Genomic DNA, 26,895 nt, shown 5'->3' with positions numbered 1-26,895 from the left:
CGCTGTCCTTGGTCTCGGTGGTGGGAATCATGGGTTGAACGGTGATTTCTCAACGAACCGCCACCGCAGGACGGTGGCGTTGTCGACCTGCACAACACGACGCACGCTGAAATGCACTGTGCGTTTCGCGCCCGGCTTCGACCGGTCCTGCCAATCGACGTGGCTTTCACCGGTGAGGTGCAGCGTATGTCCACGCCGCCAATCCACAAAGAGCAGTCCGCAGGCGGGATTCAGCTCCAGGTTTCCCAGCGTCATGTAGAACGAATTTCCCGTGTAATCGGGCCAGCTCAGCCACTTGCTTCCGCCGACGGTGACAAACCCGGCAGGCCCGCCCCGGTGGCTGACGTCCGCACCGTGATCCGGGGAATAGCTGGCGATGAAGAAGGTGTCCGCCCCGGCGATCCACTCCCGTTGCCTCGCGGTGAGCTCCGTGCCACTGGTCTCCCGCGCGCGCAAAGGTTCCGCGTCCGCGACCAACTCACGCTTCTGGATGTACTTGGGACAGTTCCTCAGTACCTGCGCGGTTTCCATCCTCAGGCCGTCGCCGTCGCGGCGAACCCACCCGTTCGCCCTGATCCGCCGGCCCCGGGCCTGATCGACGGCGAGTATCCCGGCCGGGCGCCGATTCTCGAACGCCGCGCGCAGCGGGTCGCCCTCCGCGGGCCCGCCGGAGAACCGAATGGCCCGCTCGCCCATCGCTTTCGCGAATCCGGCATGGCCTGAAAGCATCGTGGCCCAGACCGTGTCGTCCTCGTCCGCCGCCCCCAGTACGACCATGCGCCGGTCGGCGATGAACTCGGCGTGCCCGGCCGGGATCACCGGGCCGAACATGGGCGACCCATGGCCAGGCCCGCCTTCACCGACCCGCCGCTGGACCGCCTGTTCGCCCGCATGCGCGCGAAGACCCAGGTCATTCATCGAGCAGATCCGGTTGCTCGTGCACGATGTCGTCCCACATCATCTGGAAGCTGAACCATGCCAGTTGCCGGTCGCCGAATCCCTCGCGGGCCAGCAGAGCCTGACGCTCTGTCATGACCTTCACCGAGCCCGCCGCACCGGCGAGCAACTGCACCTGAGCGCAGCTGTCGAAGGTGCAGAACCAGTGCATCGCCTCTTCCAGCGAGCCACCCGCGGTGATCAGCCCGTGGTGGCGCAGTAGGAGCGCGGTCTTGTCGCCGAGCCTGGTCGCGATGTCCCGGCCCTGGTCGACGCCGACCGCCGGCCCGTCGTAGTCGTCGTAGAGGACCTGGTTCCGGTAGAAGGCAGCGGATTCCTGGTCGACGGGGTCCAACAGCCGGCCCAGGGCGCCCAGCGCCCGGCTGTGAACGGTGTGTCCGTGCGCGATGCCGTCGGCGCCGGGGCACAGCTGGTGGATCTGCGAATGGATGGCGAACGCGCTCGGGTTGACCGCGTGCTTGCCGGCGACGACTACGCCCTTGGTGTCCACGCAGATGAGGTCGGCCACGGTGACCCGGTTGAAGGAGACGCCGAAGGGGTTCACCCAGAACAGGTCGCGGTCTTCGGGGTCCCGGACGGAAATGTGGCCGGAGATTCCCTCGCCGAAGCCGTACTTGCCGAACAGCCGGATCGCCGCGGCCAGCCGCTGCTTGCGGTAGCGGCGCTCGTCGCCGGCCGAGGCGAACACCGGTGCACTGGGGATGGGCAGGCCGGTCCTGGTGTCGGCGAGGTGGGCAAGCCGGGTCTCTGTTTCCTCAGGCACAGCTTCCTTCTCTCATCCTGTTCCACTCGGTTGCGAGGATGTCGGTGACGATGTCGTGGCTGCGGTCGACCAGCGAGGGGACGCCGAAGGTGAAGAAGAATGTGCCGCCGGCGATGTCGCCGATCGCATAGATCCCCGGGTTGCTGAGGCTGGTTCCGACCAGGCGGCTGGTCGCCGTGTCGACGCACAGGCCGCCGTCGGGGTGTGGCATGGCAAGGCGCTCGGCGTACAGCGCGTTGACGAGTCGCCGCGCGCCGGGCGGAACGCGATGCGCGGATGCGTTCACCGCGTTGACCACGTGGCAGACCGCCAACTCGGTGCTGTCGGTGGTGATGCGGAAGCCGCCGACGGTCGAGGGAACGGTCCGCTGTACACCACTGAGCACCGTCAGTTGGCCGGAGTCGATGAGCCGCAGAATCGTCGTCGCGCTGCTCGGGGGCATCGGGCAGCACAGGCTCATCAGCGTCCGGTAGTGCCTGCCCAAGATGTGCTGCCGCGTGCTCTCCGGCAGCAGCGGCCACAGGTCGGGCCCGCATACGTGCACTGCCTGCTGCATCACTCGCACCCCGATGCGCCGACAACCGACGTCGGCCAGCTGGCGGCGCAGCCGCGCGGCAGGAGCCTCCGCGCGAACGCAGGAGATCTCTTCCCACACCTCGTCGAGGTCGGCGCATGCCTCGGCCAGTTCGAGTCGGAGCAGCTCGATCACGTCGGCGAGGGCGACCTGACCGGTTCGTCCCGCCATGGCGTGCAGCCGCTCCGGCACGAAGTGTTTGGGCTGGTACGAGATCGGCTGCTGCCGAACGGCGGGCAGCACACCATGGCGCGACAGCAGGGTGATCGGACCGCGGTGTCCACGGGAATGCAGTGCGATCAGCACGTCCACCGCGGTCAGGCCCGTACCGATGACCGCGACGCTGTCGTCCGGTGCGATGGCGGACAAGGTCCTGGCGACGGGATACGGCTCACCGACGAAGTTCGGTTTGCCGGCCAGCCCGAAGGCGTCCCTCGGGTGGCCGCCGCCGACGGCGAGCACGATGTAGTCGCACGGCGTGTGCAGGCCGCTGTTGGTGTGCAGAACGACCTGATCGCCGATACGCAGCACACCGGCCACCGCTTCACGGACGATGGTGACCTGCCACCCTCGTTCGCGCAGTCGGGCGATCCCCTCGCGCGCGCTGAACTCCAGGTAGTCGCCGTACACGGTGCGTGGCGCGAACTCCGCGGTGTGGCCGTGGACGGCCAGCCACCGCTCGTAGTGGCCCGAGTCGCCTTCCCGCACCGACATGTCCTCGGCGGGCGAGTTGACCAGGACCACCTCGGCGTCCCGCTGATACGCCCGCCCCCGCCACAAATGCGGCGAGGGGTCGAATACGGTCAGTTCCCCGGAGGGATGAGTGGATCGGGCGAGCTTATCGACGACGCACACCGCGGATGCGCCGCCGCCGACAATTGCTATGTTCACCACTCACCTCCCCAGTTGGCATGGCATGGCAGATCAGTTGCCCTGTTCAGCCACTGATTTGAGCTTGGCCAGCGTCGACTCCATCGAGTGCTGCAGGTGCTCCTTGCGGTTCTGCACATTCTCCGACCGCTCGCTCTCTTCCACTCCTTCGAGTAGGAGGCGGTAGAAGGGGCCGACCAGTTTCATGGTGTGGGTCTGCGTCAGAACGCAACCGGAGCCGTTCTCCTCGACACGGAACGACCACGTCATGTCGCCCGGCTGTGAGCCCGTCACCCACTGGGTGTTCTCGTCCGGCTGCCCCGGACAGAACGCCATGACGGTGAATTCGAACTCGCGCGGCGACACCGCCGTGACAACCTCCGACTGGCTGGTCCACTCCGCCTCGCCTTCGCGGTTGAACCCGTGGAATCGAGCACCCTCCTGACCCGGAGTGCCGCTTGTCCACTTCCCTCCGAGGCATTCCGGCGACCACTCCCCCATCCGGGTGATGTCGCTGACCATGCCGTACACCTGGTCGGCGGGAGCGTCGACTGCCACCGAAGCGGTCAGCTTCCAGGAGGTCGCGAAGACGTCGATTTCTTCCGTTGTCGTACTCATGAGGCTTCCTTCTTCATTGAATGCCCTTGCCGCTTACAGCATTTCGAATGCGACGCCAGGGCGGCCGCCAAATTGGGACGCGACATCCATCGAGAACTTCCGCAACATCGCCTCGACCTCTTCCGGGGTCGCGCCGAGGTGCTCGAGATAGGCGCTGTGCGCCAACAGAGATCGGACGCCGGCGTCGAACCATTCCTCGGTCTCGACTGCGTGCGTGTTGTCCGGGGAGCCGAGCAGAGCCATGTACCGCACACCCGACCAGGGTTCCTCCGCCAGGTCACGGAACACCCAGCGATTCGCCGCGTCGCGTACTGCGTCGATACCGGCCTGCCCGACCGCCCTGTGATCGGCCATATTGAGCATACCGTTTCCACTGAGCTCCCGGTGATTTCCGATCACCACCAGTTCGGGCCGGTGCCGCCGAATCGCTGCGGCGATTTCCCGTCGGAGCCCGAGGCTATACTCGATCATGCCGTCAGGGTGGTCCAGGAACTCCACGACAGACACGCCGACTTCGGTAGCCGCGGCGATCTGCTCATTGACGCGCAGCATCTTGGCGTCTTCCGGAAGCATTCCGTCCATGCCCGCTTCGCCGCGGCTGGCAATCAGGTAGACCACCTCTTTGCCCTGCGCGGTCCAGCGGGCAATGGGAGCCGCTCCTGGATATTCAACGTCATCCGGATGGGCAACGATCACCAACGCTGAATGCCAATCCTCCGGGAACTCAATGAGGTTCATGCGGAGTTTCTAGCACGACCCGACCGCGGCTGACCAGATTCTCAAAGGCGGGCCGTACCAACACCCCTGGAGTTCAGGGCGAATTACTCGATGAGGAGCGGACATGGCTCACCGATGTCGGGACCGCGTGAAAATTCCGTCCGGGAATATCAGTCCGTTGCGGCGTACACAGCCTTCGACCACAACTCGACTGCCTCGTCGATGTGCCCGCTTGTCGCCACAAGGGCCGGCATCATCCGTACGACATTGCTGTGGGTGCCGCAGGTCAGCAGCAGCAGGCCGAGGTCCGTCGCGGCCCGCTGGGCCCGCTGGGCGGCACCCGGGTCGGGCGTGCCGTCGGGCCGGCAGAACTCGTTGCCGACCATCAGCCCGAGCCCGCGCACGTCGGCGATCTCCGGTGTTGTCGCGGCGACTTTCCGCAATCCGTCGAGCAGCCGCCGGCCCTGCTCGGCCGCGTTGTGCACGAGATTTTCGTCGCGCATGACATCGAGCGTCGCCACCGCGGCGGCGCAGGCCACCGCGTTGCCCCCGTATGTACCGCCCTGTGAACCGGGCCAGGCGCGTTGCATCAGCCCGGTCGGTGCCGCGATGGCCGACAGGGGGAATCCGCTGGCCAGTCCCTTCGCGGTGACCAGGATGTCCGGCACAACCCCGTCGTGGTGCTGGTGCGCCCAGAACCTGCCGGTTCGCCCGAACCCGGCCTGCACCTCGTCGGCGACCAGCAGGATGCCGTGTCTGTCGGCCCGCTCGCGCAGCCCGGCCAGGAACCCCGCCGGGGCCGGCACATAGCCACCCTCACCGAGTACCGGCTCGACGAAGAGGGCCGCCGTCTCCTCAGGCACGCTGGTGGTGGCGAACACGTGGTCCAGGCCCCGCAACGCGTATTCGACGGCTTCGTCCTCCGCCATCCCGAGCCGGAAGGTGTACGGGAACGGCGCCACCGCGACGCCGGGCATCAGCGGACCGATCCCGGCGCGAAAGCGCGAGCCGGCCGTGGTCAGTGCGGCAGCGCCCATGGTGCGCCCGTGGAAGGAACCGTCGAAGACGATGGCGTTCTGACGGGACGTCGCGTGCCGGGCCAGCCGAAGCGCAGCCTCCACCGCCTCGCTGCCCGAACTGGCGTAGAACAGCGCGTCCAGGCCGGGTGGCAGCACCTCGCCGAGCCGTTCGGTCAAGGTCAGCAAGGGCTCGTGCAGCACCGTCGTGTACTGACCGTGCACCAGCGTCGCGGCTTGCCGCTGGGTGGCCTCGACAACCCGGGGATGGCAGTGGCCGGTGCTGGTCACACCGACTCCCGCGGTGAAATCCAGATAGCGGCGGCCGGCGGCGTCGAAGAGATGGACGCCCTCGCCGCGCACCGCCACGACCGGGGTCGCCTGGTGCAGGACTGGGGACAGGTGCGACATGGATCTCCCTTGGGACGATGGCGGGCCGGCCCGGTCAGCCGGTCCGCCGGGACGTGAGTACCGGGCTGAGAAAACCGACGTCTTCGGCCCATGACAGGGCGGCTGCCCACCACTCCCGAGTGGGCTCCGCGAAACGCACTCCGGCCCGGGCCAACACCGACGTCGTGTACGAGGAGTCGACGACGATGTTGCGATCGGGCAGCCGGGACCAGGTCTCGGCCAGCCGGGCAGCCACCTGGTGCTGCTGCTCGACGCGGCTGATGATCTCGGCGAAGTCGTCGTCGCCGGTGAGCGTCACCGGATACCCGCAGTCGTTGAGCCAGCCCACGAGCTCGTCGTGCGGCAACTCGTAAGGAGTCTCGACGTGGTAGGTGCCAGGGGCGGTGTACGGCTGCAGCGCGAGTGCGGCGATTCCGCCCGCGACGGTATCGACGTGTGAGAACGCGAACCTCGTCCCCGGCCGCCGGGGTGCGGCGCCGGCCAGGATGTAACCCCGGATGAGCTGGTATACGCGATTGTCGGCGACATTGCGCTGGAAGACGCCGGAACGGCTGTGTGCCGCGATGTGTCCGCTGCGGTGGACGACCGCCTGGCGGCCCGAGGATGCCCACGAGCGGACGAGCTCCTCGGCACTGAACTTCGACCGCTCGTAGGAGTTGTGGAAACTCTGGCCGATGTCCAGATCCGCTTCGCCGAAAACGCGCGGAGATCCGTCGAGGTGGCCTGCGACGGCAAGCGTGGAGATGTGGTGGAAACGCACCCCGTCGGTTTCGGTGTCGAGCCAGTCGAGCAGTCGGCGGACGGCCGCGGTGTTCGTCCCCACCAGCTCGGTGGGAGAGGCGACGAGCCGGACGTCGGCGGCGGCATGCAGCACGACCTGGGCCGTCCGGGCAGCGGCAAGGCCGGTGGTGGACAGGCCGAGGCCGTCCTGGGTGATGTCACCGACGACCACGTCGACGCCGTCCCGCCCGGTCAGCCGCTGGGCCGCGTCGGCCTCGGGCCTACCGCGGACCAGACAGGTGACCCGCGCGCCCCGTGCGGTGAGTTCGGTGAGCAGATGCCCGCCGAGGTAACCGGTGGCTCCGGTGAGCAACACCCGTGCCGGCTCGCTGACCACGCTGCGGCGCCACCGGCGCCGAGTTGCTCCCGTGTACAGCAACTGGCCCGACGTCGACTCCGGCACCGCTACCGGCGCAGGAGCCTCGGCGCCCGCCGCGGCCGCGACGTCGCGGCCGAACGCGGCCATGATGCGCTCGGCGCTGCTGTGGGACAGGGCCGGAGCGGCGTAGACGAGGTCGGTGACCAGCCTGCCCTCGACAAGGCGTGCGGTGAGCCGCAACCGGTAGAGCGGATCCCCGCTCGGGCACCGCGCCACGCCGGGCGACTCGGTCGCCACGGTCCAGCCCAGCGCCGGCTCGTCCGGAAGCTGGAAGGCGCCGAGGAAGTTGAACCCGGCCTCGGGACGCATGCCCTCGGCGTCCATCGGCAGCAACGGCGCCTCGCGCACCCGCCGTTCCACTTCGTCGATCCGGTTTCTCCGACGGAGCGGCACCCGTTTCACCGCGGTGAACCAGCCGATGGTGTCCAGGTACTCGGCGGAGTCGACATCACGGCCGTGGGTCTCCACCTCCACCGTGATACCGGGTCGTCGGCTCCAGTCGGACACCGCGTCGGCGAAGGCCGCGAGCAGAATTGCTTCGAGCCGCTGGGCACGACCGTGGCGTGCGGAGAGATCGGCGGTGGCCGCCTCGTTCAGGGTCCAGCTGAGCGCGGCCGGCTCGGCTCCCCCGCTGGGACCGTCCAGCGGCAAAGGTGGCAGATCCGGTGATGCGTGCACGGGCCCGAGTGGCGGGCGGGTTGCGGCCCAGCGGTAGAAGTCGGAGGTCGGCGGCAGCTGTGCCCGTCCGTCGACCAGCATGGCGCGATAGGCGACGGCCAGGTCGTCGAGCAGGATGCGCCAGGACAAGCCGTCTATGGCCAGGTGATGCACGACAATGGCCAGCCGGTCGTCACTTCCGCCTTCGCCGCGGAACAGGTGGACGCGGACCAGCCGCCCTGATGCAGGGTTCATACTGCGTTGCAACTCGCCGCACACCCCCTCGACCACGGGGGCGATCCGGTCCGGCTCGGGCGGGAGCCGCGAGAACGTCACAGCCTCCAGGTCGGCCACCGCTCGGGCCTTGTCAGCTGGACCGTCCGGACCGACGGGCCGGCGCAACGCGGGATGGCGTTCGAGCACCGCGGCGACGGCACCACTGAGCGCTCCCGCGTCGACCGGCCGGCAACAGCGCAGCAACACCGCCTGGTTCCAGTGCCCGGCTTCCTCGACACCCTGGCTGAAGAACCAGCGCTGGGCCGGTGCGAGCACTCGCCGGCCCCGGTCGGTCCGCATCGGCTCCGCGGTGTCGTCCCGAACCGGTCGTGCCGCGGCGGCGAGTGAACGGGGCGTCGGACTGAGGTAGAAGTCCTCGAAGGTGATCTGGTAGCCATGCCGGCGCACGAGCGCGACCGTGCGCATCGCGAGGATCGAATCGCCGCCGAGCGCGAGCACGTCGGCATCAAAGGCAACCTCGGGCAGACCCAGGGCGCCCGCCCACAGACCAGCGATGTCTTCGACCAGCAGCGGATCGGCCGGAATCGGCCGGTCACCGGACGTGGAGCTCACGCGACCGGCCCGCTGCGCGATGACCTCGTCCAGGGCCTTGAGCAGGCAGGCACGGTCGAGCTTTCCGCTTGGTCCGGCGGGGAATTTCGACAGCGCCACGATCGGGGCCGGTATCGAGTAGCCGGGCAGCCGCTCGTGCAGGTGTGCGCGCAGTTCGTCTAGCGCGGTCTCGTCGGTGCCGGCGAGCCGTACCGCGGCCAGCAGCCGATCGCCGGCGGGTGCGGACCGGACGAGGACGGCCGAAGCAGCGACGCCCGGCCACGCGTCGATGATGCGCTCGACTTCCGCGGGATCGACCCGGAAGCCGCGTATCTTCACCTGCCGGTCGGAGCGGCCCAGGAAGACGAGGGTGCCGTCACGGCGACGGCGGCAGATGTCGCCGGTGCGGTACATGCGCTCACCGTCGTACGCGACGAAGCACCGCGCCGTCTCCTCCGTACGGCCGAAGTAGCCGGCGCTGACGCCGGGACCGCCGATCAGCAGCTGGCCGGGCTGTTCGTCGGCGACCGTTCGCCCGTCGTCGTCCACCAGCCGCAGCACCCCGTCACCAAGAGCGGTGCCGATCGGCACGGTCGCTTCGCCGGTCGGCAGATCGGCCACTGCGTTGGCGACGAAGCTGGTGGCGCCGATGGTCGTCTCCGTCGGCCCGTAGTGGTTGACCACCCGATGCGCGATGCCCTCGTCGAGCAACCGGACAGCGAAGGATCTCGACAGCACCTCGCCGCCGAGCAACACGGTGGCCAGGGTGGGGGCACCGGCGGGCCTCTCCTCCAGCAGCGCCGTCAGGTGCGTCGGCGTGGTCTTCATCATCGATACGCCCGCCTCGCGCACCGACGGCCAGAATGCTTCTGGGTCACGCGTGAGGTGATCCGGCACGACGTGGACCCGTCCCCCGGTCGCCAGTGCGAGCAGCCAGGACGTGTGGCCGAGATCGGCTGCCAACGTGGTCATGTGTGCGACGCACGGCACGTCGTCGTCGGTGAGCCCGAGACGGTCCCTTAGTGCTTGCGCATAGTGAACGACGTTGGCATGACTGACCGCTACGGCTTTCGGCTCACCGGCAGAGCCCGAGGTGAACGACAGGTAGGCCAGATCGGTGCCCTGCGGGGCGTCGGTCATCGGCGTCGCCTCCGGCGACGTTCCGCTCAGCGCATCGACGTCCACCACGTCGCCCTGCCACCCGGCGGGAACCCGCACGTCAGGTCCACTGGTCAGCATGCAACTGGCGGAGACGGCGGTCAGCCTCCGGCACAGGTCGGGCTCGCTCCATTCCTCGCCGGCGACCACCGCCGTCGCTCCAGAGCGCAGTACGCCGTACAGCATCGTGAAGAGGCGCACGTCGCGCGGCCCGAGGAGGGCCACGCGCTGACCCCGCCCGACGCCGCGCCCGGTCAGCCGCACTGCGATCCTCCGGGCCGACCGCTCAAGAGCGCGGTAGTCGAGAGAACGGGTGCCGTCACTGAGCGCGATCCGGTCGGGGTGCGCCTGCGCCTGCCGATGGAGCAGCTCGGGAACCGAAGTGATGTGCGTAGTCACGAGATCGGAGTTCTTTCTGCTTCGTGGGCGGCGGGCGATCATCGGACACCTTGGTGCCGGGCCGGCGGCGTCGAGCCGTACAACCGGGCGATTTCCGTGGCCGGGAACGCGTCAACGCACGTCGGGCATCACTCGGCACGCAGTGCGGAATGCGCCGCATAGAGCTCCCGTGCATCGTCGACCGGGCCGCCCTTGGCGCTGATTTCCGCGGCGCTGTCCAACAATTCCAGCTCGTCCGTACCGAGATCCTCGAACGGCGCGGTCATGATTCCCCAGGTGTCCCACGGGAATCCCTCGACCTTGTTCAGCGCGGCCAGGTCGCGCACCACGGTCTGGGCGATCATCGGCAGGCCGCCGCGGCGCAGGCCGCTGACGATGAACCGCTCGGCGTCGCGCGTGCCGGCGCGACTTTGCAGCCATGCCTGCCCGGCCACCACGAACCGGTCCCGAGGCACATCGACGGGGTCGAAGCCGACCTGATAGTCGGCTGCCGCCGGACTGGCGTACTGCCCGTCGGCCAGCCGCCAGCCGTGCTCGGCGTTCCAGTACTCGACCACCCAGTGGTCGTCGAACAACCGGGGAGCACCCAGAAACCGGTTGTAGTTGGCGAACCCGCCCCGGATGCGCGCGGGCACGCCACGGTGCCGCAGCATCGAGCACAACAGCACGCAGTAGTCCCGGCAGGTTCCCGCGAAGCGCTGCTCGGGCGGTCGCTCGTCGAGCCCGCCGAGCATCGCGAGGATGTCCCGGACGAGGCGCGTTTCGCCTTCCGCATAGCGTTCGTCGGACAACAGGACACTGAACCGCCACAACGCGGCGTCACGGTGCAGTACGGCGCCCTGGACAAGGGCGGCCAATTCCGCCACGCCATCGGGTATTCCTGTGAGCAGATCTACACGGTCACCGGGATCGGTTACTTCGGTTTGCTGTCGGTAGAAACCCACTTCATTCATGCTGCCGAGTTTATCGGATTCATGAATTTCCAGCACGCCCCCGAGGTGCCAATGGGGCTTACTCCACGGCGGTTTCGGGCTCCAATTCATAAAACCCTTCACCGTCGAGATAGTTGATCGTGCCGGCGTCGCGCAGCACCGTCTCCTCGTTGTCGTGTTCCAGAAGCACCAGCAGCGGAGTCATGTCGTCGACGGTGGGCACGATCTTCTCGCCCGGCTTGATGAAGACGATGACCTCGTGGAAGCTCTCCAGCCCACGGATACGGTCCAGATGCCGGTAGCCACGCAAGGTCCCTTCAACCGGGGAGATCATCGGCACGATCGCGAAGTGGCGCCCGATCGGATAGTCACCCCCGATGCGCTCGTGGAATCTTTCCGGGTTCAGGTAGGCGTCCACCGTCAGGTCGAGTTGGGACTCGCCCAGCAGCCGTTTGGTGAATGAGGGGATTCGTCCGCCGCACAGCCGCGGTCCGACCTCCACCAGCGCCGGTCCCGAATCCGTGATCTTGATGTCCAGGTGCGCCGGACCGTGCTGGATCTCCAGCGCGTCCAGAACTCGGCCTGCGTAGTCGGCGAGTTGGTCCTGCACCTCGCCTCGTCGCCGCATCAGGTGCACCTGGCTGGCGAAGTCGATGACACCGTTCACCGAGATCCGCGACGTACGCCACATGTCCGTGACATGGCGCCTGCCGTCGCGGCTGACCGTGTTGACCGAGTACTCCGTGCCGCGCAGGTATTCCTGCGCGACCACAGCGGCGTTGCGCTCGGAGAACAGGTTGACGGCGCCGACGACCTTGTCGTAGGCCACGACCGATTCCTGGGGCGTATCGCAGAAATAGACCCCGTCGTTGCCTGTCGAGCGCAACGGCTTGACGACGACCCGGCCCCCGATCGAGCGGTGCCATTCGAACAGTTCCTCGGACGAATCCGAACGGATCTGCCGCATCGTCGTCAGGCCGGCCTGCCGGATGGTCTCAATCATGGCGTACTTGTCCCGGCGGGCCGCGCTCAGTGCGACACCGTTGGACACCAACCCCAGCTCGGCGCCGAGCGCATCGGCCAGCTCGACGCCCGGCTCGCTGCCGACGACCACGGCGACCGGCTCGTACGCCCGGCACCGGGCCACCGTGGCGGCCAGATCACCGTCGTGGAGGATGTCGTCCACATAGTCGGCCAGGTCGACCTCGCCCGGGTACAGAGCGGGGACCACGGGGCTGCTCTGCACCCTGACCAATTCCACACCTGCCGCGCGGAATTCCTCCGCCAGCGGCTTCGTCGGTCCATATGCGTCGACGATGACGACGCGGCGTGCTGATGACATGGTTCGTTCCTCATTTTCCCGGATTCGGCTCGATGGCATCGGGCAATCCGACTGGGTCGGTGGTCAACAGGTTCTCGGCGCTGCCCCGTGGCGTCAGCTCGCTCAACGGGCGCCAGGCGAGCAATCCGGCGAGGACGCCGACGGTACCGATCACCAGAAAACTGATCTGATGCGAGCCGAGGTCGTAGACCACTCCGGCCAACGGCGGCCCCAGTGACCCGCTGGCCGTCATGAATGCTCCATAGACGCTCATGACCGTGGCTCGCATGTCGGGCGCGGCCAGCCTGGCCGCGGCATCAGCGGTGGCGGAGAACGCCGAGGAGACCAGCATCGCGGCGGGGACGAAGGCCACGATCATCCAGCGCCAGTCGGCCCAGATCCCGATGGGAATCATGAACAAGCCCACCAGCGCAACCACCGGTGCGGGTCGCCAACCGCGCTCGCGGCTGCCGTAGATGAATCCGCCGAGCATCGAACTGGCCGCACACACGGCCATCACCACACCGGCCCACGCGGTCTGATCCACCGACTTCAGGGTCGCCAGCAGCGCGACGTCACTGCCGGTTGTCATCACGCCCACCGCGGCAACGCAGGTGAACGTCATGGCCAGTTTGCCGCTCAGCACCGACCGGATACCCCCGGAGACACCGCCGGCCGGGCGACGCACCGACGGAAGCTCGCGGGTCGCCAACGACGCACACGACAGGACGAACACGGCTCCCACACCGAGCACCGCGACCGAGGTGCCCGCCTGGGTGGCGACCACCACCGTGACAGCCGGCGCCACCAGCAAGGGGACGCCGGTCAGCATCGAGTTGAGGGCGAACGCGGTGTGACTGCTGTCCTCTGGAACGATGGCGCTGATGGCCAGATGGGTGACGGTACGACCCGACACCACGAACAGCCCCGAGATGAATGCGGTCGCCGCGAAGACGGGGAAGGGCATGACCAGTACGCAGCCCCAGAACCCCGCCTGCACGAGGGTTGCCGCGACGAGGACCGGCCGGAAGCCCCGCCGGTCGATGAACCAGCCCTGCACAGGCGATCCGACCGCCATGCCTGTCGTCCACAGCGCGACCACCAAGCCGGCTGCCCCGAAACTCGCGCCGTGCGCCCCCGTGACGGTGTAAAGCGTGAGCACCGTCGGTGCCGCGACGTTGGGCACCCGCAGGAGAAGGCTGAGCCACAGGAAACCGGCAAAGTCGGGCAGCGACAGCACCCGGCGATATGCGCCGACGTTGAGCATCGATCTCCTACCAGAGTCGCGAAGCCAAGGCCACTGGGAACAGACGGGAAAGCCAACACAGGAGAACGGAGCCGACAAGGCAATTCCCGGTGGAACAAAAGCGGTCCGTCATGCTCAAGTGTCAAAATGGTCGGTCGACCACCGAACTCCTGAAGGTGTCCAATGTCGCTCCTCGGGTGAGACCTCACCACGACCGGAAACTGCCCCGCTGCCGCGGTCGCGGCGGCGGGCTCCATCCCAGAACCGCTTGCGCCGTGGCCCACCGGTCTCCACCCGACGAGGTAAACACACGCGGCGAGGAAAACACAGGTGCACCACGGCGTACGGGTTATGACTCCAACAGCGGTCGCCACGCATGGATTTGGCCGTGTACGGCGGGTGACGTGATCACCAAGTGGCGTGCTGTCGCTTTTCGATCGCGTGCGCAAAATGCGTCAGATCCTGCGCGTACTCCCGCGCGATCCGGGCCACCGCCTCGATCCAATGCTGGGGCACGCTCTCGGCGAGCCTCTCCCAGTCCTTCGCTTCCATCGGCCGCTCCCCCAGGAGACGGAGCAGATTCCTGCCGGCATCGGAGAAGCGCAGTGACGGGTCCTTCCGCAACCGCTGGAGAAAGACCTGGGACTGGTTCTCGGCAGGTGACGGAGCCACCTGAGCACCGGTCGCCGTGCCCCGCGTGCCGCTGGCCGCCGGGCTGTTCAGCTTCTGCGTGCGCCTCAATTGCGCGGGAATCGGATCCTCGCCGCGGCGTATCCGCTCCCGTACGTCCTTGGCGGTGGCGAGAGCTATACCGGACGCTTCGGCGATCTGCCGGAGCGAAGCGTCCGGCTGCGCGGACAGCAACCTGCAGGCGGCCTCGCGTCCTTGCCGCGGGTCGATGGGACGGGCCCGTCCGTCCTGGCCCACCCTTGCGTTCAACTGGGGAATTTCCCCGGTTGAACGCTCACGGATGGCGCCCACCGTCTTCGCGGAAAGCCCCGCCACAGAGGCAATCATCCGGTTCGACCACTGCGGGTGCGTAGAGACGATACGCGTCGCTGCGGCAGCACGGTCGGCTTGCGAGAGCGGAAGGCCATGGGTCGTGTTGAGCCGTACCGAGAGGACGAAGGCGTCCTCCTGACTGCCCTCGAAGAACCGAACTTCGACGTGGCTCTCGCCACGGAGCTCCGCTGCCCTCACACGGTGCCTACCATCGATGACTTGCATCGTCGAGTGGTGCACAACGATCGGGGGCAGCGGTGTCTCGGTCTCGGCCAGTAGCCGGACATGGTCCATGTCCGTACCCGCGCCTCTCGGGGAATCAGACACCGATAGGCGCGCAAGTGGAACCATCTCGATCCGCCGCTGCTCAGGACCACCGCCGTCCTCGCACGAACGATCCACGGGCACGTTGATCCGCTGGTCTTCCAGCAACGAATTCTCGATGGTAGTTGTCACGGCTGCGCTCCGACACTCAGATCGCAACACTCGTCGGAAGCCGGGCCGGCAAGCCTCTTACATATGCCCACGATTCTCCTGATGGGTTGTAGCCGAATTTCTGAGGATGCACTGTCATGTTTCGGGTGGCCGAAGTGACTGATCGTGACCACGATTTTCGATGGACCGGATCGAACTCAGAAGAGACCGCGCGCCAGTACACGGTGGCGGTCGTCGGCCTCCCCCTTGTTCCGCTTGTTCTGCCCGAAGCGAATGCGTACGCGCCGCACTACCGGCTCATTGAGGCAGTAGAGCATCCACCGCCCGGTGCTATCCAACCTTTCAATCTCTGTCGAAGGATGGGGCATTGTGACGGCCTGCGGCGCTCTGTGGCAGTGCACCGGCTACCAGGCAACGGGTCGGACAGCACGTGGGCTTACGACAGCAAAGTGGCTCCCTCGTGCATAGCCACGCAGCTCCGGACCTCATCGAACGAGCCCAGGCGCAACTCGGTACATCCGTCCATACAACAGTTCCGTCCTGAGGTACGTCGTTCCCCCGAGGTCGACCGGTCCCGCGTATTCCCCCTCTCGCATCCTCTGACTGCCACCCACGCCTTGCGTCATCGCCGGCAAGGCCCGGGCAATCTGCCGTGCACCGCACGCCGTGCTGTGTCCTCACCATCGTGCTGGTGCGCCAGGCGGTCCAACAGCTCACCAACCGTTCACGTATGACCGGTCCGGCTGGTCACAACCCGCGTGCCGGAGACCACTTGTACGTGATCGTGACGCGATTGTGGTTGAGGAGGGCCCACCCACGCGGCGCCTGCGGAGCGGACTGGCACTCAGGACGGCAGACGATGCCCCATGCGCGCCGCAACAGCGCCGAACCTGGTCCGCGCTCTCGGGAGCCAGCGGGTGTCTGCCCGGGCGCGCTCACTGTCGCTACTTGCCCCCTGAGCCAAGCCAGTCCGCCGCGCTGAGGTCGATGAGGTCCAGGCGGCAGTGGTCGTCAGCCTGGCGCAGGCCAGGTCGTGGATACGGCCCAGTGGCCATGAGCGGGACCACCTGGCGCGGGAGGTCACTCAACGTGCTGGCGTCCTAGGGGAGTTGAGCGGTTTTGGTGCCTGCCACTGCGCGTGATGTCACGGGGAGCTGCTTCGGTTGTCCTCGTCGCTGAGGCAGTCGAGCTCTCGCTCCACCTGCTCGGCTTCCTGATCGCGGTCTTGTTGTCGGTACAGATCCCGCGCTTCCCGCCACGCCGAACAGGCCTGGTCGTGGTGGCCCAAAGCGGCGTGGGAATGACCCAGCCGCTCGAGCGTGTCAGCGGTCTCGTAAGTGTTGTCGAGGTCGCGGTACAGACTGATGGCTTGGCGATAGCGCTGAAGGGCATCGTGGTGGCGGCCACTGTGGTGGTCGATGTAGCCAAGGCTGTCCAGGGTTTGCGCTTCACCGTTCACGTCATGGTGGTGCTGGTAGAGGGTCAGGGCGGACCGACAGTGCTCGCGGGCGGTGTCCAGCTCGCCGAGGCGCGCGGCGTACCAGCCCACGGCGTTGAGCGCATTGGCTTCCCCGATCGGCTGATCGAGACCGCGGTAGAGGTCCAGGGCACGTCTGGCATGCTCCAGCGCCTGCCGGCCGTCCGGGTGGATCGAGGCGAGCGTGTAGTGTGCCTGAGCCTGCAGGGCACGGTCCTCTTGCTGCTCACTCAGGGCGAGCGCCTGGTTCAGGGCTTTGATCGCCTCCTGATGGTGGCCGAGCACGACGTAGGCGCGGCCCAGGAGGCGATGGGTGAGGATCTGGGCGCCGGCATCGGGCAGGTGGCCCGCGCAGGCGACCGCGATCTGCCACACGGCCAGCTGATCGTGGCGGTGTCCTCGTCGGTAGTGGAAGTCGTTCAGCGTCCAGGCCAGCTGCCAGGCCGTTACGTGGAAAGCATGTGCGGCGGCGGCGCGTTGGGCGGCGAGCAGATTGCCATGTTCGGCATCGAACCAGTCCATCGCCGCCGGGATGTCGCCCACCGCCTGGGGGCTGCAGGTGGCAACCGGCGCAGCGAGCTCGATGGGGGCGCGGTGGGAATCCAGGAGACAGGCAGCGGCGTACGCGGTGTGGGTGTAGAAGTCGAGCACCCGCCGCAGCGCTGCCGTGCGTGTGCCCTCGGACAGATCGTGGGCGGTGGTGGCGTAACGGCGGATCAAATCGTGCATACGGTAGCGGCCCGCGGCGTCCTGGCCGATGAGCGATGCCTGCTCCAGCGTGCGCAGCACGCTCCTGGTCCGGCTTCGGCCGCGGCCTGTGAGGCTGCTGGCAGCAGCCAGGCCGATGTCGGGGCCGGGGGCGAGAGCGAGCAGGGCGAACACTTCGGCTTCTTCGTCGCTCAACGCATGATGGGACAACGAGAGCACCGCGGGCAGGCTCGCGGCAGGGTCGGCGTCGTCGAGGACGTCCAGTGCGCCCTCGCGCAGTTCATCGGCGAAGTCGGCCAGCTTCAGCTGCGGTTGGGTGTGGGCCCGACCGGCGACGATGCTCAGCGCCAGCGGGAACCCGCCGCACAAGTGGACGAGTTCGTCCACCGCCGCGGGCTCGGCTTCGATACGGGCACTACCGAGGCGGGCGGCAAGCAGAGTGCGGGCCTCGGTGTCGCTCATCGTGTCGACGCACAGGTGGTGGGCGCCGTGCCCGGTGATCAGGGCGGACAGCCGATTGCGGCTGGTGACGACCACGGTGCAGGTGCCGCCGCCCGGCAGCAAAGGGGCGACCTGGGCGCTGTCGGCGGCGTTGTCGAGTACCAGCAGCATCCGTTTGTCCGCCACCAGGCTGCGCAGCAACGCCGCTTGCGCGTGCGGGGCGAGGGGAATGCGGTTGGGCTCGACGCCCAGCGCGTCGAGGAATCCCCGGACCGCCACCGCCGGATCCATCGGGTCGCCGTCGGGGCTGAAACCCCGCAGATCGACAAAGAGCTGCCCGTCGGGAAATCGGTCGGCATTGCGGTGCGCCCAATGCAACACCAGCCACGACTTGCCGACCCCACCGGCGCCGGCGATCGCGGAAAGCACCACCGTTGCCGCCGCAGCCGAACCAGCCCGCAAAGCGGCGTCCAGCCGCTCAAGTTCGTGATGACGGCCCACGAACGGCACAGGCGGAGCAGGCAGCTGACGCGGGACCGGAATCGCCGGATGCTCGACGGCGCCCGCCGCCGCGGCCAGCAGCTCCTCCAGCTCGATCGGCCGCAGATCGCATGCGGCGGCCAGTCTGCGCACCGAGGCCAGCTGTGGGTTGCGTCGCCTGCCGCTCTCCATGCCGCGGATCGTGCTGACCGAAACACCGGAACGTTCCGCCAAGGCCTCCTGTGTCAGCCCCGCACGCAACCGATACCGCCGGATTGCCGCACCAAAATGATCTTCCACAGGTTCTCCCCCACCAGGACGATCGGCCCCAGGCGACCTGTTCGTCTGAGCAGTTCGCCGTGGTACCGCACGTCTTCGAGCAGCTGCCGGCGGCAAGCACCCTTTGCCGCACCGGCCGGCACTCACCAAGAGTGCCATCCGCCAGAAGACACGTAATCGTTCGGTTCAATCAGCGTTGAATCGACCACGCCATGTACTCCGGCGTGCGTGGTGCCCATGCCGCAAATTGACCAACGTCACCGGCAGCCGGTCGACGAAGACGAACGGGTGATTCGCAGCGGCGTCCACCGCCCGCCTGCGCTGACGAGCGTTGAGCTGCGCCTGATGTTGCGCGTGCAATTGGCTGGACGAGGGCCGGCCAGGCGCCGTATCGCGGGGTATTTTCAGCTCCGAACCGAACACTCCGCACGCTCGCTTCGACCGGCTGGGGCGGGCCCTGGCCGAGGCATCGGCGCCGATCCGGACCGCGCCGCGGCTCAGCCCGCCGCCAGTGCTCAGCCGCGCAGCCTGCCACCGTGGCACGCACAACCCGCAGCCGCCGGAATGTCGCCGGTCACCGGCCGGTCGGCGACTGCCTCGATCTCGGCGAGCATCCGCCGTCGCCCGTCGGAATCGATCAACCGCCCACGCACGAACACGCTGTTGATCCGGGTCGTGTTGCGGATGTCCCGCAGCGGGTCCGCCTCCAGCAGCACCAGGTCGGCGACGTTGCCGCGGGCGATCGTCCCCGCGTCGCTGTGGCCGAGGAAACGCGCCGGCTCCAGGGTGGCCGCACGCAGCGCCTGCGCCGGGCTCAAGCCGGCCTGCACCAGCAGCTCCAACTCGTCGTGCAGGCCGAAACCCGGTAGCAGGTACGACGTACCGAGATCAGTGCCTGTCATCAGCGGCACGCCCGCCTCGGCCAGCGCTCCGGCCAACATCCCGCGCAGACCGAAGAGTTCACGCCGCTCCTCGCTCTCCCGCGCAGTACGCCCCTTGAGGTAGATGTTCTCCGTCGTCCACTGCCAGTAGGCCAGCGTGTCCGCGCTGACGTACCGGAACCGGGGGTCGTCGTGTGCGACGTCCTGCGGTACGTCGGCGGTGCGGTGCACGGTCAGCGTCGGCGTCACCCGGGTGCCGTTGCGGGCCAGTCGCTCGAAGACTCGCCGCGCCTTGCCCGGATCGTAGGTGCGCGCAGCGGCGTACTCCAAAGGGTGCGTCTTGGTCATCCAGCCCGCGTAGTCGCCTCCGTCGACACGTACACGGGCGATCTCCCGGCGCAGCCGCTCCTCGTCCCGCGAGGTGTCGTACCAGAACTCGAAGAGGTGCTCGATGCTGGCCAGGCCGGCATTGCTGGCCTCAGTGACGGGGACAAGGTCCGGCACGTGCCCGGCGAACGGTATGCCCAGCCGTCGCGACTCGGCCGCGATCGCGTGGAACGACCCGCGACTCAACCGGGTGTACGTCTTGATGAAGTCCGCCCCGGCCTTCCGTTGCCGACGCACGGCTGTGCGGGCCTGCGCGGCGTCGGCCACCGACACGTAGGGCGCGCCGAGCCCCTCCCACAGCGATGGCGAGCCATCCACGATGGCGCTGCCGACGGTCCACCGAGGTCCCAGCCGGGCGCCCGCCTCGATTTCCCGGCGCCAGCCGCGGACCGCCTCGCTGGAACTCATCTGGCGAGTGGTGGTGACACCGTTGACCACATACATCTCGGGGTCGGTGGGGTCGATTTCGGTGGCGTGGGTGTGCATGTCGGCGAGCCCCGGAATGAGGAACTTGCCGTGACCGGTGACCACTCGCGCCCCACGCGGGACCGGCACGCGGTGGAGATGGCCGACGTCCATGATGCGGCCGTCGCGCACCAGCACGTTCTGGTCGCGCCGGGTACCGTCGGCCGCGTCGATCACGGTCACCCCCGTGACAGCGGTGACCTCCGCGTCCGCGGACCGCTGCGCCGCGCTCGCGGCTCCCGGCCAGGCTGTGCCCGTCACCGCGCCGGCGACTGCCCCCGCCAACACGGACCGCCGGGAAACTGTGTGTGCCATGTGCGTACTCCCTCGTCAAGGCGACCGGCCGTCGCTGTCGTCGACCACCATCGCCACCGGACGGCTGCGAGGCAGGAGTGCTGGACACCGTAAATGAAGTGCTGAAAAGTACACCCGCCTCCGACCGCTCAGGTCGACCACAGAGAGTCGTCGCGCACCCGCTGCAACGGCCGCCGACTACCGGTGGCAGGGAGAACCGCACAGCACGGTGCCCGTGCTGCGCACATCGGCCGTCTAGGTGGTGGTGTCGTGGGTGGTGGCCGTGGGAGTCCTACTGGTGTCCCAGGGCATGGGCAAGGCCATGCCCTGGGGAGCGGCCGTGGTGCTTACGAATTCGACGGCAACCGCTCGCTTGCGCAGACGCATCTGGACTCCTCGTTCGTCGACCGGCCAGTGAGGTTCGGTGGCCGGTGCGTTCCTCGGCCGGGCTCCGACGGGTGGCTTGCTTGGTGGCTCAACGTAGGTGTCACCGGACGCAGCCGCCAAGGTTTCGACGGTCTTCGAAACCTTGGCGGCTGCCTCCTGGTCGGGCCCCGGCCGTCCCGTCAGGCGAGGGGGTACCTCTGCTCCAGCACGGCGATGCCCAGGGACGTGACCGTGTGAACGACCGCCTTGCCCTCACGCCGGGTGGTGATCAGGCGGGCGTTGCGCAGCACCGTCGCGTGATAACTCGCCGCCGGCGGCGAGATGTCCAGGCGGCCGGCCAACTCCAAGGTTCCGCATCCGCCGACGCTCGCTCTCAGCACTGCGGCCCTGGTACGTCCCAGCAGTTGATCGAGCGAGTGGGTGACGGGATCGCCGGCATGTTGCCACAGGGCGGTGTCGAGTGAGGTGTCAATGACGGTGGGAACGGCCAGAACAGGTGGCCGGCCCGGGTCCAGTGGAGCTTGCAGAAAGCCGATCTGCTGTTGGGAGAACATGGTTGGCGCGATGACCAGACCTCGGCCGTTCAGGTGGATGTCCTCATCGCCTGTGTGGGCCAGTTCGAGCACGGGAGGCCGCCAGCGGATCGATGGACCGCAGAGTGTGGTGAGGAGTTGCTCGACTCCGCCGTCGGCCATTGTGCCGGCGTACGCGGCCCGGACCCTGCTCAGATGGGAGCGCACGCTGCTCCAGTACGGGGCGACGGCTGTGCTGTAACAGGCCCTGAGCGCCGCGGCCACCTGGAGACGAGCCTCCCCCTTACCGTCCACCAGATTCTGGGCCCAGGAACGGTGCGCGGGATGGAAGTCGATGTTCTCCAGTTCAAGGCGCATCAGGGCACGGGGCGCCGTCAGGAGATTGTCCACCGCCTCGTCGATGGATGCCGTGTCTCCGGCCAGGCTCATCAGGTCGACCAGCTGCCCGTTCAGGGGCATCAGCGCAGTGAGTGGGTGGACCTGTCCGTCAAGCCCTCCACGAACCGACACCCGCCAGCGGCGGAATGCGGGACTGGCGTCGCGGGCCTTCAACCGCCTCACGCTGTCGAAGGTCTCCGCCGCCACACCAATCGTCGTGACAACGCGGGTCCGCGCCAGGTCCTCCGCAGTGAAATGAATACGTTTCACCAAGCGCCCCGTCCTACACGTCACTGTTTCACCCACAACAGTCTCAATTCCCAACTGGCACCACGCAACGGCCTATCAAGCCACAGCCAGACGACGCCTTCGCCGAACAGCGGGCGGCGAAGGCAGGTCCGGCAGCGAACTCGTGGCAACCACGTTCGAACAGACAGCCCGGTAAAGGGGCGGCTTCTCAGATTCCGGTAGAGAGTGCCACGTGGCGCCATTGGTCAAGTTCACGTCGCACCAGATCCAGCTTTGCCTCCACGCGCTCGATTGCATCCGCGCCCAACTGCAGGCGCAACGGTGGCTCGGCGGCCTCGGTGATGTCGACGATGGCTTTCGCTGCCTTCACCGGATCGCCTGGCTGGCGGCCGTCGTTGTCGGCCAGGGCCTTGCGCACCGGCCCCGCGCCGGCGGCGTAGTCAGCGATGGAGGCTGGTTCGACCTGCATGCTCGAGCTGCTGAGGAAGTCGGTGCGAAACCCGCCCGGCTCCACGATCGTGACGCGTACGCCGAGCGGGGCCAGCTCGCCGTGCAGCGCCTCGGAGATACCCTCGAGGGCGAACTTGGACGCGCCGTACAAGCCCGCCGCCGCAACGGTAGCGAAGCCGCCCACGGAACCAATATTCAGAACATGTCCCAAGCGCTGGGCCCGCAACGTCGGCAGTGTCGCCCGCAACGTGTTGAGCGCGCCGAACACGTTGACGTCGAACAGTGCCCGGGCAGCCTTGTCGGAGACCTCCTCGATCGCACCGATGAGGCCGTAACCGGCATTGTTGGCGACCACGTCGATCCGGCCGAATTCTGCCAGGCCGGCCTCCACCGCAGCCATCAGCTGCTCCGGTTCGGTCACGTCCGCACTCACCGCCAGCAGTCCATTCGGCTCTTGCGGGTACGCCCGGCGCACCGCTGAGGCATCCCTCGCCGTAGCGATCACGCTGTGCCCTCGCTCCAGCGCCTCCCGCGTGATTTCCGCGCCGAGTCCACGCGATGCCCCGGTAACAAACCACACACTCATGTTCTCGTCCGTTTCATGGTCCGATGAGCCGACAACCCGACGCTAGAACCTAGAGTCGGGTCTACATCAACAGCTGTGCGAGGAAGGCGTTCATGGACCTGAGCATCGGCGAGGTGGCACAACGCAGTGGACTGAGCGTGCACGCCCTACGGTTCTACGAGCGGGAGGGCCTGTTCGCCAACCCAGTACGCCGCCTGTCCAACGGTCGCCGGATCTATCACGAGGAAGACCTGGAATGGCTGGCCATCTGCACAAAACTCCGCGCCTCCAACATGCCCCTGATGCTGATCCGCCGGTACATCGAGCTGGTCCGTCAGGGCCCGGGCAACGAACACGAACGCCTTGAGGTGCTACGCCGACACGAAGCCCACGTAGAGGCGCAGATCCGCGAACTACAAGACACCCTGGCCGTCATGCGGCACAAAGTGCACATCTACGAAGACCATGTCGCCCGCGGCGATGCCGACCAACTCTGGAACCCATCCCACCCAGCTGCCCCCAGAGGCAACACCCATCAGGAATGCCAACCACCCCAAGGCACATGATCGACCAGTGCGATTTGTGCGACACCAGCCACGACATGCCAGGCGACAGCCGCCGTCGCGGACCTCGCGGCGATAGGCGCCTTCGGGCCGACTTGCGCCCATCGCGGATCTCGCGGCGATGGGCACCTGCGGGTCGACTTGCGCGGAGAACAGACCATAGGTGCCCGTGTGCAGACGGTCTCGGTCCACACACTCAGCAGTGCCTCAGCCACGGTGGTATCGGAGTGGACGGGGCACCACCTTGGGGGTTGCCGGCCGGACGCCTGCGGCTAAGAGGTCGTTGCATTTGGCGAGGGGAGGGCTGCAGGGGCGTCGCGTTCAGGAGGGGGAACTTCAGTAAGGGGCCAAGCTGTCCCGCCGGCTCGCTCCGCACTGTGGGCGCCAGGTGGCAGTAGCGGGACTTGCATGCATGTATTGCAACGCTCGATCCAAAATGGCTAAGCTGGCAGCATGGCTCGACCACGGATGTTCGACGAGGAACGGGCCCTGGACGCGGCGATGCACACGTTCTGGGAGAAGGGCTACGAGGCCACTTCCACCCAGGACCTATGCGAAGCCACCGGGCTGGGGCGCAGCAGCATCTACAACACGTTCAAGAGCAAGCACGACCTGTTCGAGCGTGCGCTGGCCCACTACATCGACACCATGACCACCGCCCAGCTGGCCGTCCTGGAGGACACACGGCGCCGTGCCGCCGACCGCATCCGCAGCCTGTTCGCCATGGTCGTCGACGGCGAGACCGAGCACCGGGCCGGCGGCCGCAGCCTGGGCTGCCTGACCGTGAACACCACGGTCGAACTAGCCGCTCACGACAGCCGGGCGGCGGAACTGCTGGAGCGCGACACGGCCCGCAGGCTCGCGGTGCTGCGCGCGGTGATCGAGGAGGGTCGCCGGGACGGCAGCATCACCTCCCAGCGGGACGCCGGAGCACTAGCCCGCTTCATCAATGCGGCGATTGGCGGCATGCGCATCTCCAGCCAGGGCGGCGCCGACCGGACCGCACTGGAGTCGATCGCCGAAGTCACCCTCGACGCACTGACCCACTGACTCGCGCGCCGCCCGGGCAATGCCTACGCATGTCTACGTTTTGAACTGACCAATCTATAACCCTTCATCACCACGTCACCCGGCCCCCACGCCGGTCGGCGTCGACCTCCAAGGAGACAAGACCGTGCCCCGTGCCGTATACGTCCTGGCACTCGGCGTCTTTGCCATGGTGACCAGCGAGTTCGTGGTCGCCGGACTGATGCCACAGATGGCCGACGGCCTGAACGCCACCATCCCGCAGATCGGATACCTCATCACCGCGTTCGCGGTGGCCATGGCGGCCGGAGGGCCGTTCCTCACCGTGGCGCTCATGAAACTCCCGCCGCGGACGGCACTGATGGTGCTGTTCGTCATCTTCCTGGCGGGCAATGCCCTGGCTGCCACCGCGTCCGGCTACTCCACGATGATGGCCGCGCGGATCATCACCGGCATCGCCTCCCAGGCCTTCTTCGGTGTGGGTATCTCGATGTGCGCCCAGATCACCCGCCCCGAGGTCCGCGGCCGGGCGATCGCGGTCGCGATGAACGGCCTGATGCTCGGCACCCTGCTCGGGCTGCCCATCTCCACCCTGGTCGGCGAGCGCTTCGGCTGGCGCGCCGCGTTCTGGGCCATCGCCGCGATCACCGTGATCGCCGCCGTGGCCACCTGGTTCGGCGTGCCCCGCATCGAACATGCCGAAGGCGGCGGCGGCTTCCGTCAGGAGATCGGCGTCTTCAGGAAGCCCAAGCTGTGGCCCGTGCTGTCCACCAGCACGCTCATCATCGGCGCCACCTTCTCCGCCTTCAGCTACTTCAACCCCATCCTGACCGACCTCGTCGGTTTCTCCACCGGCACCGTCCCCCTCCTGCTGATCGCCTACGGCGCCGCCACCGTCGTCGGCAACAACATCGTCGGCCGCTTCGCCGACCGCTACACCGTCCCTGTCCTTGCCGTCGGACTCGTCCTCAACACCGTGTTCCTGACCGGCTTCGCCCTGCTCGCCGACCTGCCCGCACCGGCCGTCATCTGCATGATGGGCATCGGCCTGGTCGGCGTCACCATGAACCCGGCCATGGCAACCCGCGTCCAGCGAACCGGAAACGCCGGCCCGTTGGTCAACACCGTCCACTCCTCCTTCATCACCCTCGGCATCATCCTCGGCTCCTCCATCGGCGCCGTCGCGATCGACACCTGGGGTCTGCGCGCCCCGCTCTGGCTCGGCGCGATCATGGCACTGCTAGGCCTGGCCACCCTCCTGCCCGACCTCGCCCGCCGCTCCACCCCCGCAACCGGCCTTGGCTACCCGCGCCCTGCTGAACAGACAGAACGGGTGTGAGCCATTGCGTCACTCGGCAAGGCGGCGGTAGCAGATGACGGCGACGGCAATGCCGGTGAACGCAAGGAAGTGCTCGGCCTTGCGCTCGTAACGGCGGTGTAAACGACGGAGGCCGCCCAGCCAGCTCACGGTGCGCTCAACAGTCCACCGGTGTCTCCCCAGCCGAGTCGAAGGCTCGACGCCCTTACGGGCGATACGGGGTGTAATACGCCGACTGCGAAGCCACATCCGCAGGTGGTCGTAGTCGTATCCCTTGTCGGCGTGGAGTTTGGAGGGGCGGCGCCGACGAGGGCCGCGGCGGGAACGGATCGGTGGGATGCCGCGGATCAAAGGCTCGAGCCCCATGCTGTCGTGGGTGTTGGCAGCAGAAATACCAACCGAGAGGAGCAGACCGGTCCGCTCGGTAGCCAAGTGGATCTTTGAACCTTTCTTGCCCCGGTCTACCGGATTCGGACCCGTCAGCTCCCCCCCTTTCAGCGCCCGCATGTTCACCGAGTCGATCGCGCACCGCGACCAGTCCAACTCCCCCTTCCGGCCGAGTTCGTCCAACACCAGCCGGTGCAGCTTGGCCCAAACCCGAGCTCTGCTCCACTCGGTGAACCGTCGGTACACGGTCGACCAGGACGGTCCGAACGTCTCTGGAGTCTGCCGCCAGGTACAGCCGGAGGTAGCCGCGAACATGATTGCTGCCAAAACCTCCCGGTCGCCGTAGCGTCGACGGCACCGCCTTGTGGCCGGACAGGTGCTGCCGGCACCACGCGCTGGAACAACTCCCACAGCCCATCCGGGACCAAACGCTCCACGATCGTCACGGACACGCAGGCTACCGATCACACTAATTGCAACGACCTCTAAGAAGCCGTTGCCATACCGATCATGGAGTCTGTCGATCGAACGGGAGTCTCGATCGGATGTTCGCGGGCCCTGCTC

The 26,895-nt window shown here is 67.5% G+C and carries 20 protein-coding genes; 3 read left to right on the top strand and 17 right to left on the bottom strand.

Translation table 11 applies throughout. The features are described 5' to 3' along the window. Positions 1–27: 27 nt before the first annotated feature. The 16 genes from ACFWM2_RS06740 to ACFWM2_RS06665 all read right to left on the bottom strand — a co-directional run bounded on the left by ACFWM2_RS06740 (position 28) and on the right by ACFWM2_RS06665 (position 23,058). The gene (locus tag ACFWM2_RS06740; RefSeq protein WP_383273707.1) at positions 28–918 is read right to left on the bottom strand and encodes a pyridoxamine 5'-phosphate oxidase family protein; all 891 of its coding nucleotides are present in this window, start codon (positions 916–918) and stop codon (positions 28–30) included. Then, a complete protein-coding gene (locus ACFWM2_RS06735) occupies positions 911–1,720 on the bottom strand; it encodes a class II aldolase/adducin family protein (RefSeq protein WP_383273705.1) in 810 nt (269 codons plus the stop codon). The genes ACFWM2_RS06740 and ACFWM2_RS06735 overlap by 8 nt, the downstream gene beginning before the upstream one ends. Then, positions 1,713–3,185 carry an FAD/NAD(P)-binding protein gene (locus ACFWM2_RS06730; RefSeq protein WP_383273703.1) on the bottom strand — a complete coding sequence of 491 codons (1,473 nt, stop codon included), beginning with the start codon at positions 3,183–3,185 and terminating at the stop codon, positions 1,713–1,715. Before ACFWM2_RS06730 ends, ACFWM2_RS06735 begins: the two co-directional genes overlap by 8 nt. 33 nt (positions 3,186–3,218) lie before the next feature. Further along, positions 3,219–3,782, bottom strand: a complete 564-nt coding sequence (locus tag ACFWM2_RS06725; protein WP_383273701.1) for an SRPBCC family protein — start codon at positions 3,780–3,782, stop codon at positions 3,219–3,221. A 33-nt stretch (positions 3,783–3,815) separates the two neighbouring features. Beyond that, positions 3,816–4,520, bottom strand: a complete 705-nt coding sequence (locus tag ACFWM2_RS06720; RefSeq protein WP_383273699.1) for a PIG-L deacetylase family protein — start codon at positions 4,518–4,520, stop codon at positions 3,816–3,818. A 149-nt stretch (positions 4,521–4,669) separates the two neighbouring features. Next, the gene (locus tag ACFWM2_RS06715; protein ID WP_383273697.1) at positions 4,670–5,926 is read right to left on the bottom strand and encodes an aspartate aminotransferase family protein; all 1,257 of its coding nucleotides are present in this window, start codon (positions 5,924–5,926) and stop codon (positions 4,670–4,672) included. Between the two features lie 34 nt (positions 5,927–5,960). After that, positions 5,961–10,127, bottom strand: coding sequence for an AMP-binding protein (locus ACFWM2_RS06710; protein WP_383273695.1), 4,167 nt, complete (start codon positions 10,125–10,127; stop codon positions 5,961–5,963). Positions 10,128–10,255: 128 nt separating this feature from the next. Next, positions 10,256–11,080 (bottom strand): transglutaminase-like domain-containing protein, encoded by an 825-nt coding sequence (locus tag ACFWM2_RS06705; protein ID WP_383273693.1) that lies wholly within the window; start codon positions 11,078–11,080, stop codon positions 10,256–10,258. 58 nt (positions 11,081–11,138) lie between these two features. Continuing rightward, entirely contained in the window at positions 11,139–12,401 is a 1,263-nt protein-coding gene (locus tag ACFWM2_RS06700) for an ATP-grasp domain-containing protein (protein WP_383273691.1), read from the bottom strand. A gap of 10 nt (positions 12,402–12,411) precedes the next feature. Next, complete coding sequence (locus tag ACFWM2_RS06695) at positions 12,412–13,647, bottom strand: MFS transporter (protein ID WP_383273689.1); 1,236 nt, start codon at positions 13,645–13,647, stop codon at positions 12,412–12,414. A 387-nt stretch (positions 13,648–14,034) separates the two neighbouring features. Then, positions 14,035–15,084, bottom strand: a complete 1,050-nt coding sequence (locus ACFWM2_RS06690; RefSeq protein WP_383273687.1) for a ParB N-terminal domain-containing protein — start codon at positions 15,082–15,084, stop codon at positions 14,035–14,037. A 1,123-nt stretch (positions 15,085–16,207) separates the two neighbouring features. Beyond that, the gene (locus ACFWM2_RS06685; RefSeq protein WP_383273685.1) at positions 16,208–18,469 is read right to left on the bottom strand and encodes an ATP-binding protein; all 2,262 of its coding nucleotides are present in this window, start codon (positions 18,467–18,469) and stop codon (positions 16,208–16,210) included. Between the two features lie 494 nt (positions 18,470–18,963). Beyond that, positions 18,964–20,496: an amidohydrolase family protein gene (locus ACFWM2_RS06680; RefSeq protein WP_383273683.1), complete on the bottom strand. Its 1,533-nt coding sequence runs from the start codon at positions 20,494–20,496 to the stop codon at positions 18,964–18,966. 234 nt (positions 20,497–20,730) lie between these two features. Continuing rightward, a complete protein-coding gene (locus ACFWM2_RS06675; protein ID WP_383273681.1) occupies positions 20,731–20,862 on the bottom strand; it encodes a hypothetical protein in 132 nt (43 codons plus the stop codon). 179 nt (positions 20,863–21,041) lie between these two features. Beyond that, entirely contained in the window at positions 21,042–22,043 is a 1,002-nt protein-coding gene (locus tag ACFWM2_RS06670) for an ArsR/SmtB family transcription factor (RefSeq protein ID WP_383274228.1), read from the bottom strand. A gap of 187 nt (positions 22,044–22,230) precedes the next feature. Continuing rightward, on the bottom strand, positions 22,231–23,058 hold the full coding sequence (locus ACFWM2_RS06665) for an oxidoreductase (protein ID WP_383273679.1): 828 nt from the start codon (positions 23,056–23,058) through the stop codon (positions 22,231–22,233). A 92-nt stretch (positions 23,059–23,150) separates the two neighbouring features. Here ACFWM2_RS06665 and ACFWM2_RS06660 point away from each other — a divergent pair, with 92 nt between their 5' ends. From ACFWM2_RS06660 to ACFWM2_RS06650, 3 genes are all read left to right on the top strand, one after another. Then, on the top strand, positions 23,151–23,603 hold the full coding sequence (locus ACFWM2_RS06660) for a MerR family transcriptional regulator (RefSeq protein ID WP_383273677.1): 453 nt from the start codon (positions 23,151–23,153) through the stop codon (positions 23,601–23,603). Between the two features lie 450 nt (positions 23,604–24,053). Then, positions 24,054–24,650, top strand: a complete 597-nt coding sequence (locus tag ACFWM2_RS06655) for a TetR/AcrR family transcriptional regulator (protein WP_383273675.1) — start codon at positions 24,054–24,056, stop codon at positions 24,648–24,650. 124 nt (positions 24,651–24,774) lie between these two features. After that, positions 24,775–25,965 carry an MFS transporter gene (locus ACFWM2_RS06650; RefSeq protein ID WP_383273673.1) on the top strand — a complete coding sequence of 397 codons (1,191 nt, stop codon included), beginning with the start codon at positions 24,775–24,777 and terminating at the stop codon, positions 25,963–25,965. Between the two features lie 9 nt (positions 25,966–25,974). Here ACFWM2_RS06650 and ACFWM2_RS06645 read toward each other — a convergent pair. After that, a protein-coding gene (locus ACFWM2_RS06645; protein WP_383274225.1) for an IS5 family transposase occupies positions 25,975–26,768 on the bottom strand; the annotation gives its coding sequence in 2 pieces (ribosomal slippage) (positions 25,975–26,687 and positions 26,687–26,768; 795 coding nt in all). Positions 26,769–26,895 lie beyond the last annotated feature (127 nt).

Origin of the sequence: Streptomyces sp. NPDC058371 (genome assembly GCF_042723265.1) — a bacterium.
GTDB lineage: Bacteria > Actinomycetota > Actinomycetes > Streptomycetales > Streptomycetaceae > Streptomyces.
The sequence above is the reverse complement of the archived record's forward strand: the minus strand, read 5'-3'. Positions and strand labels throughout refer to the sequence as shown.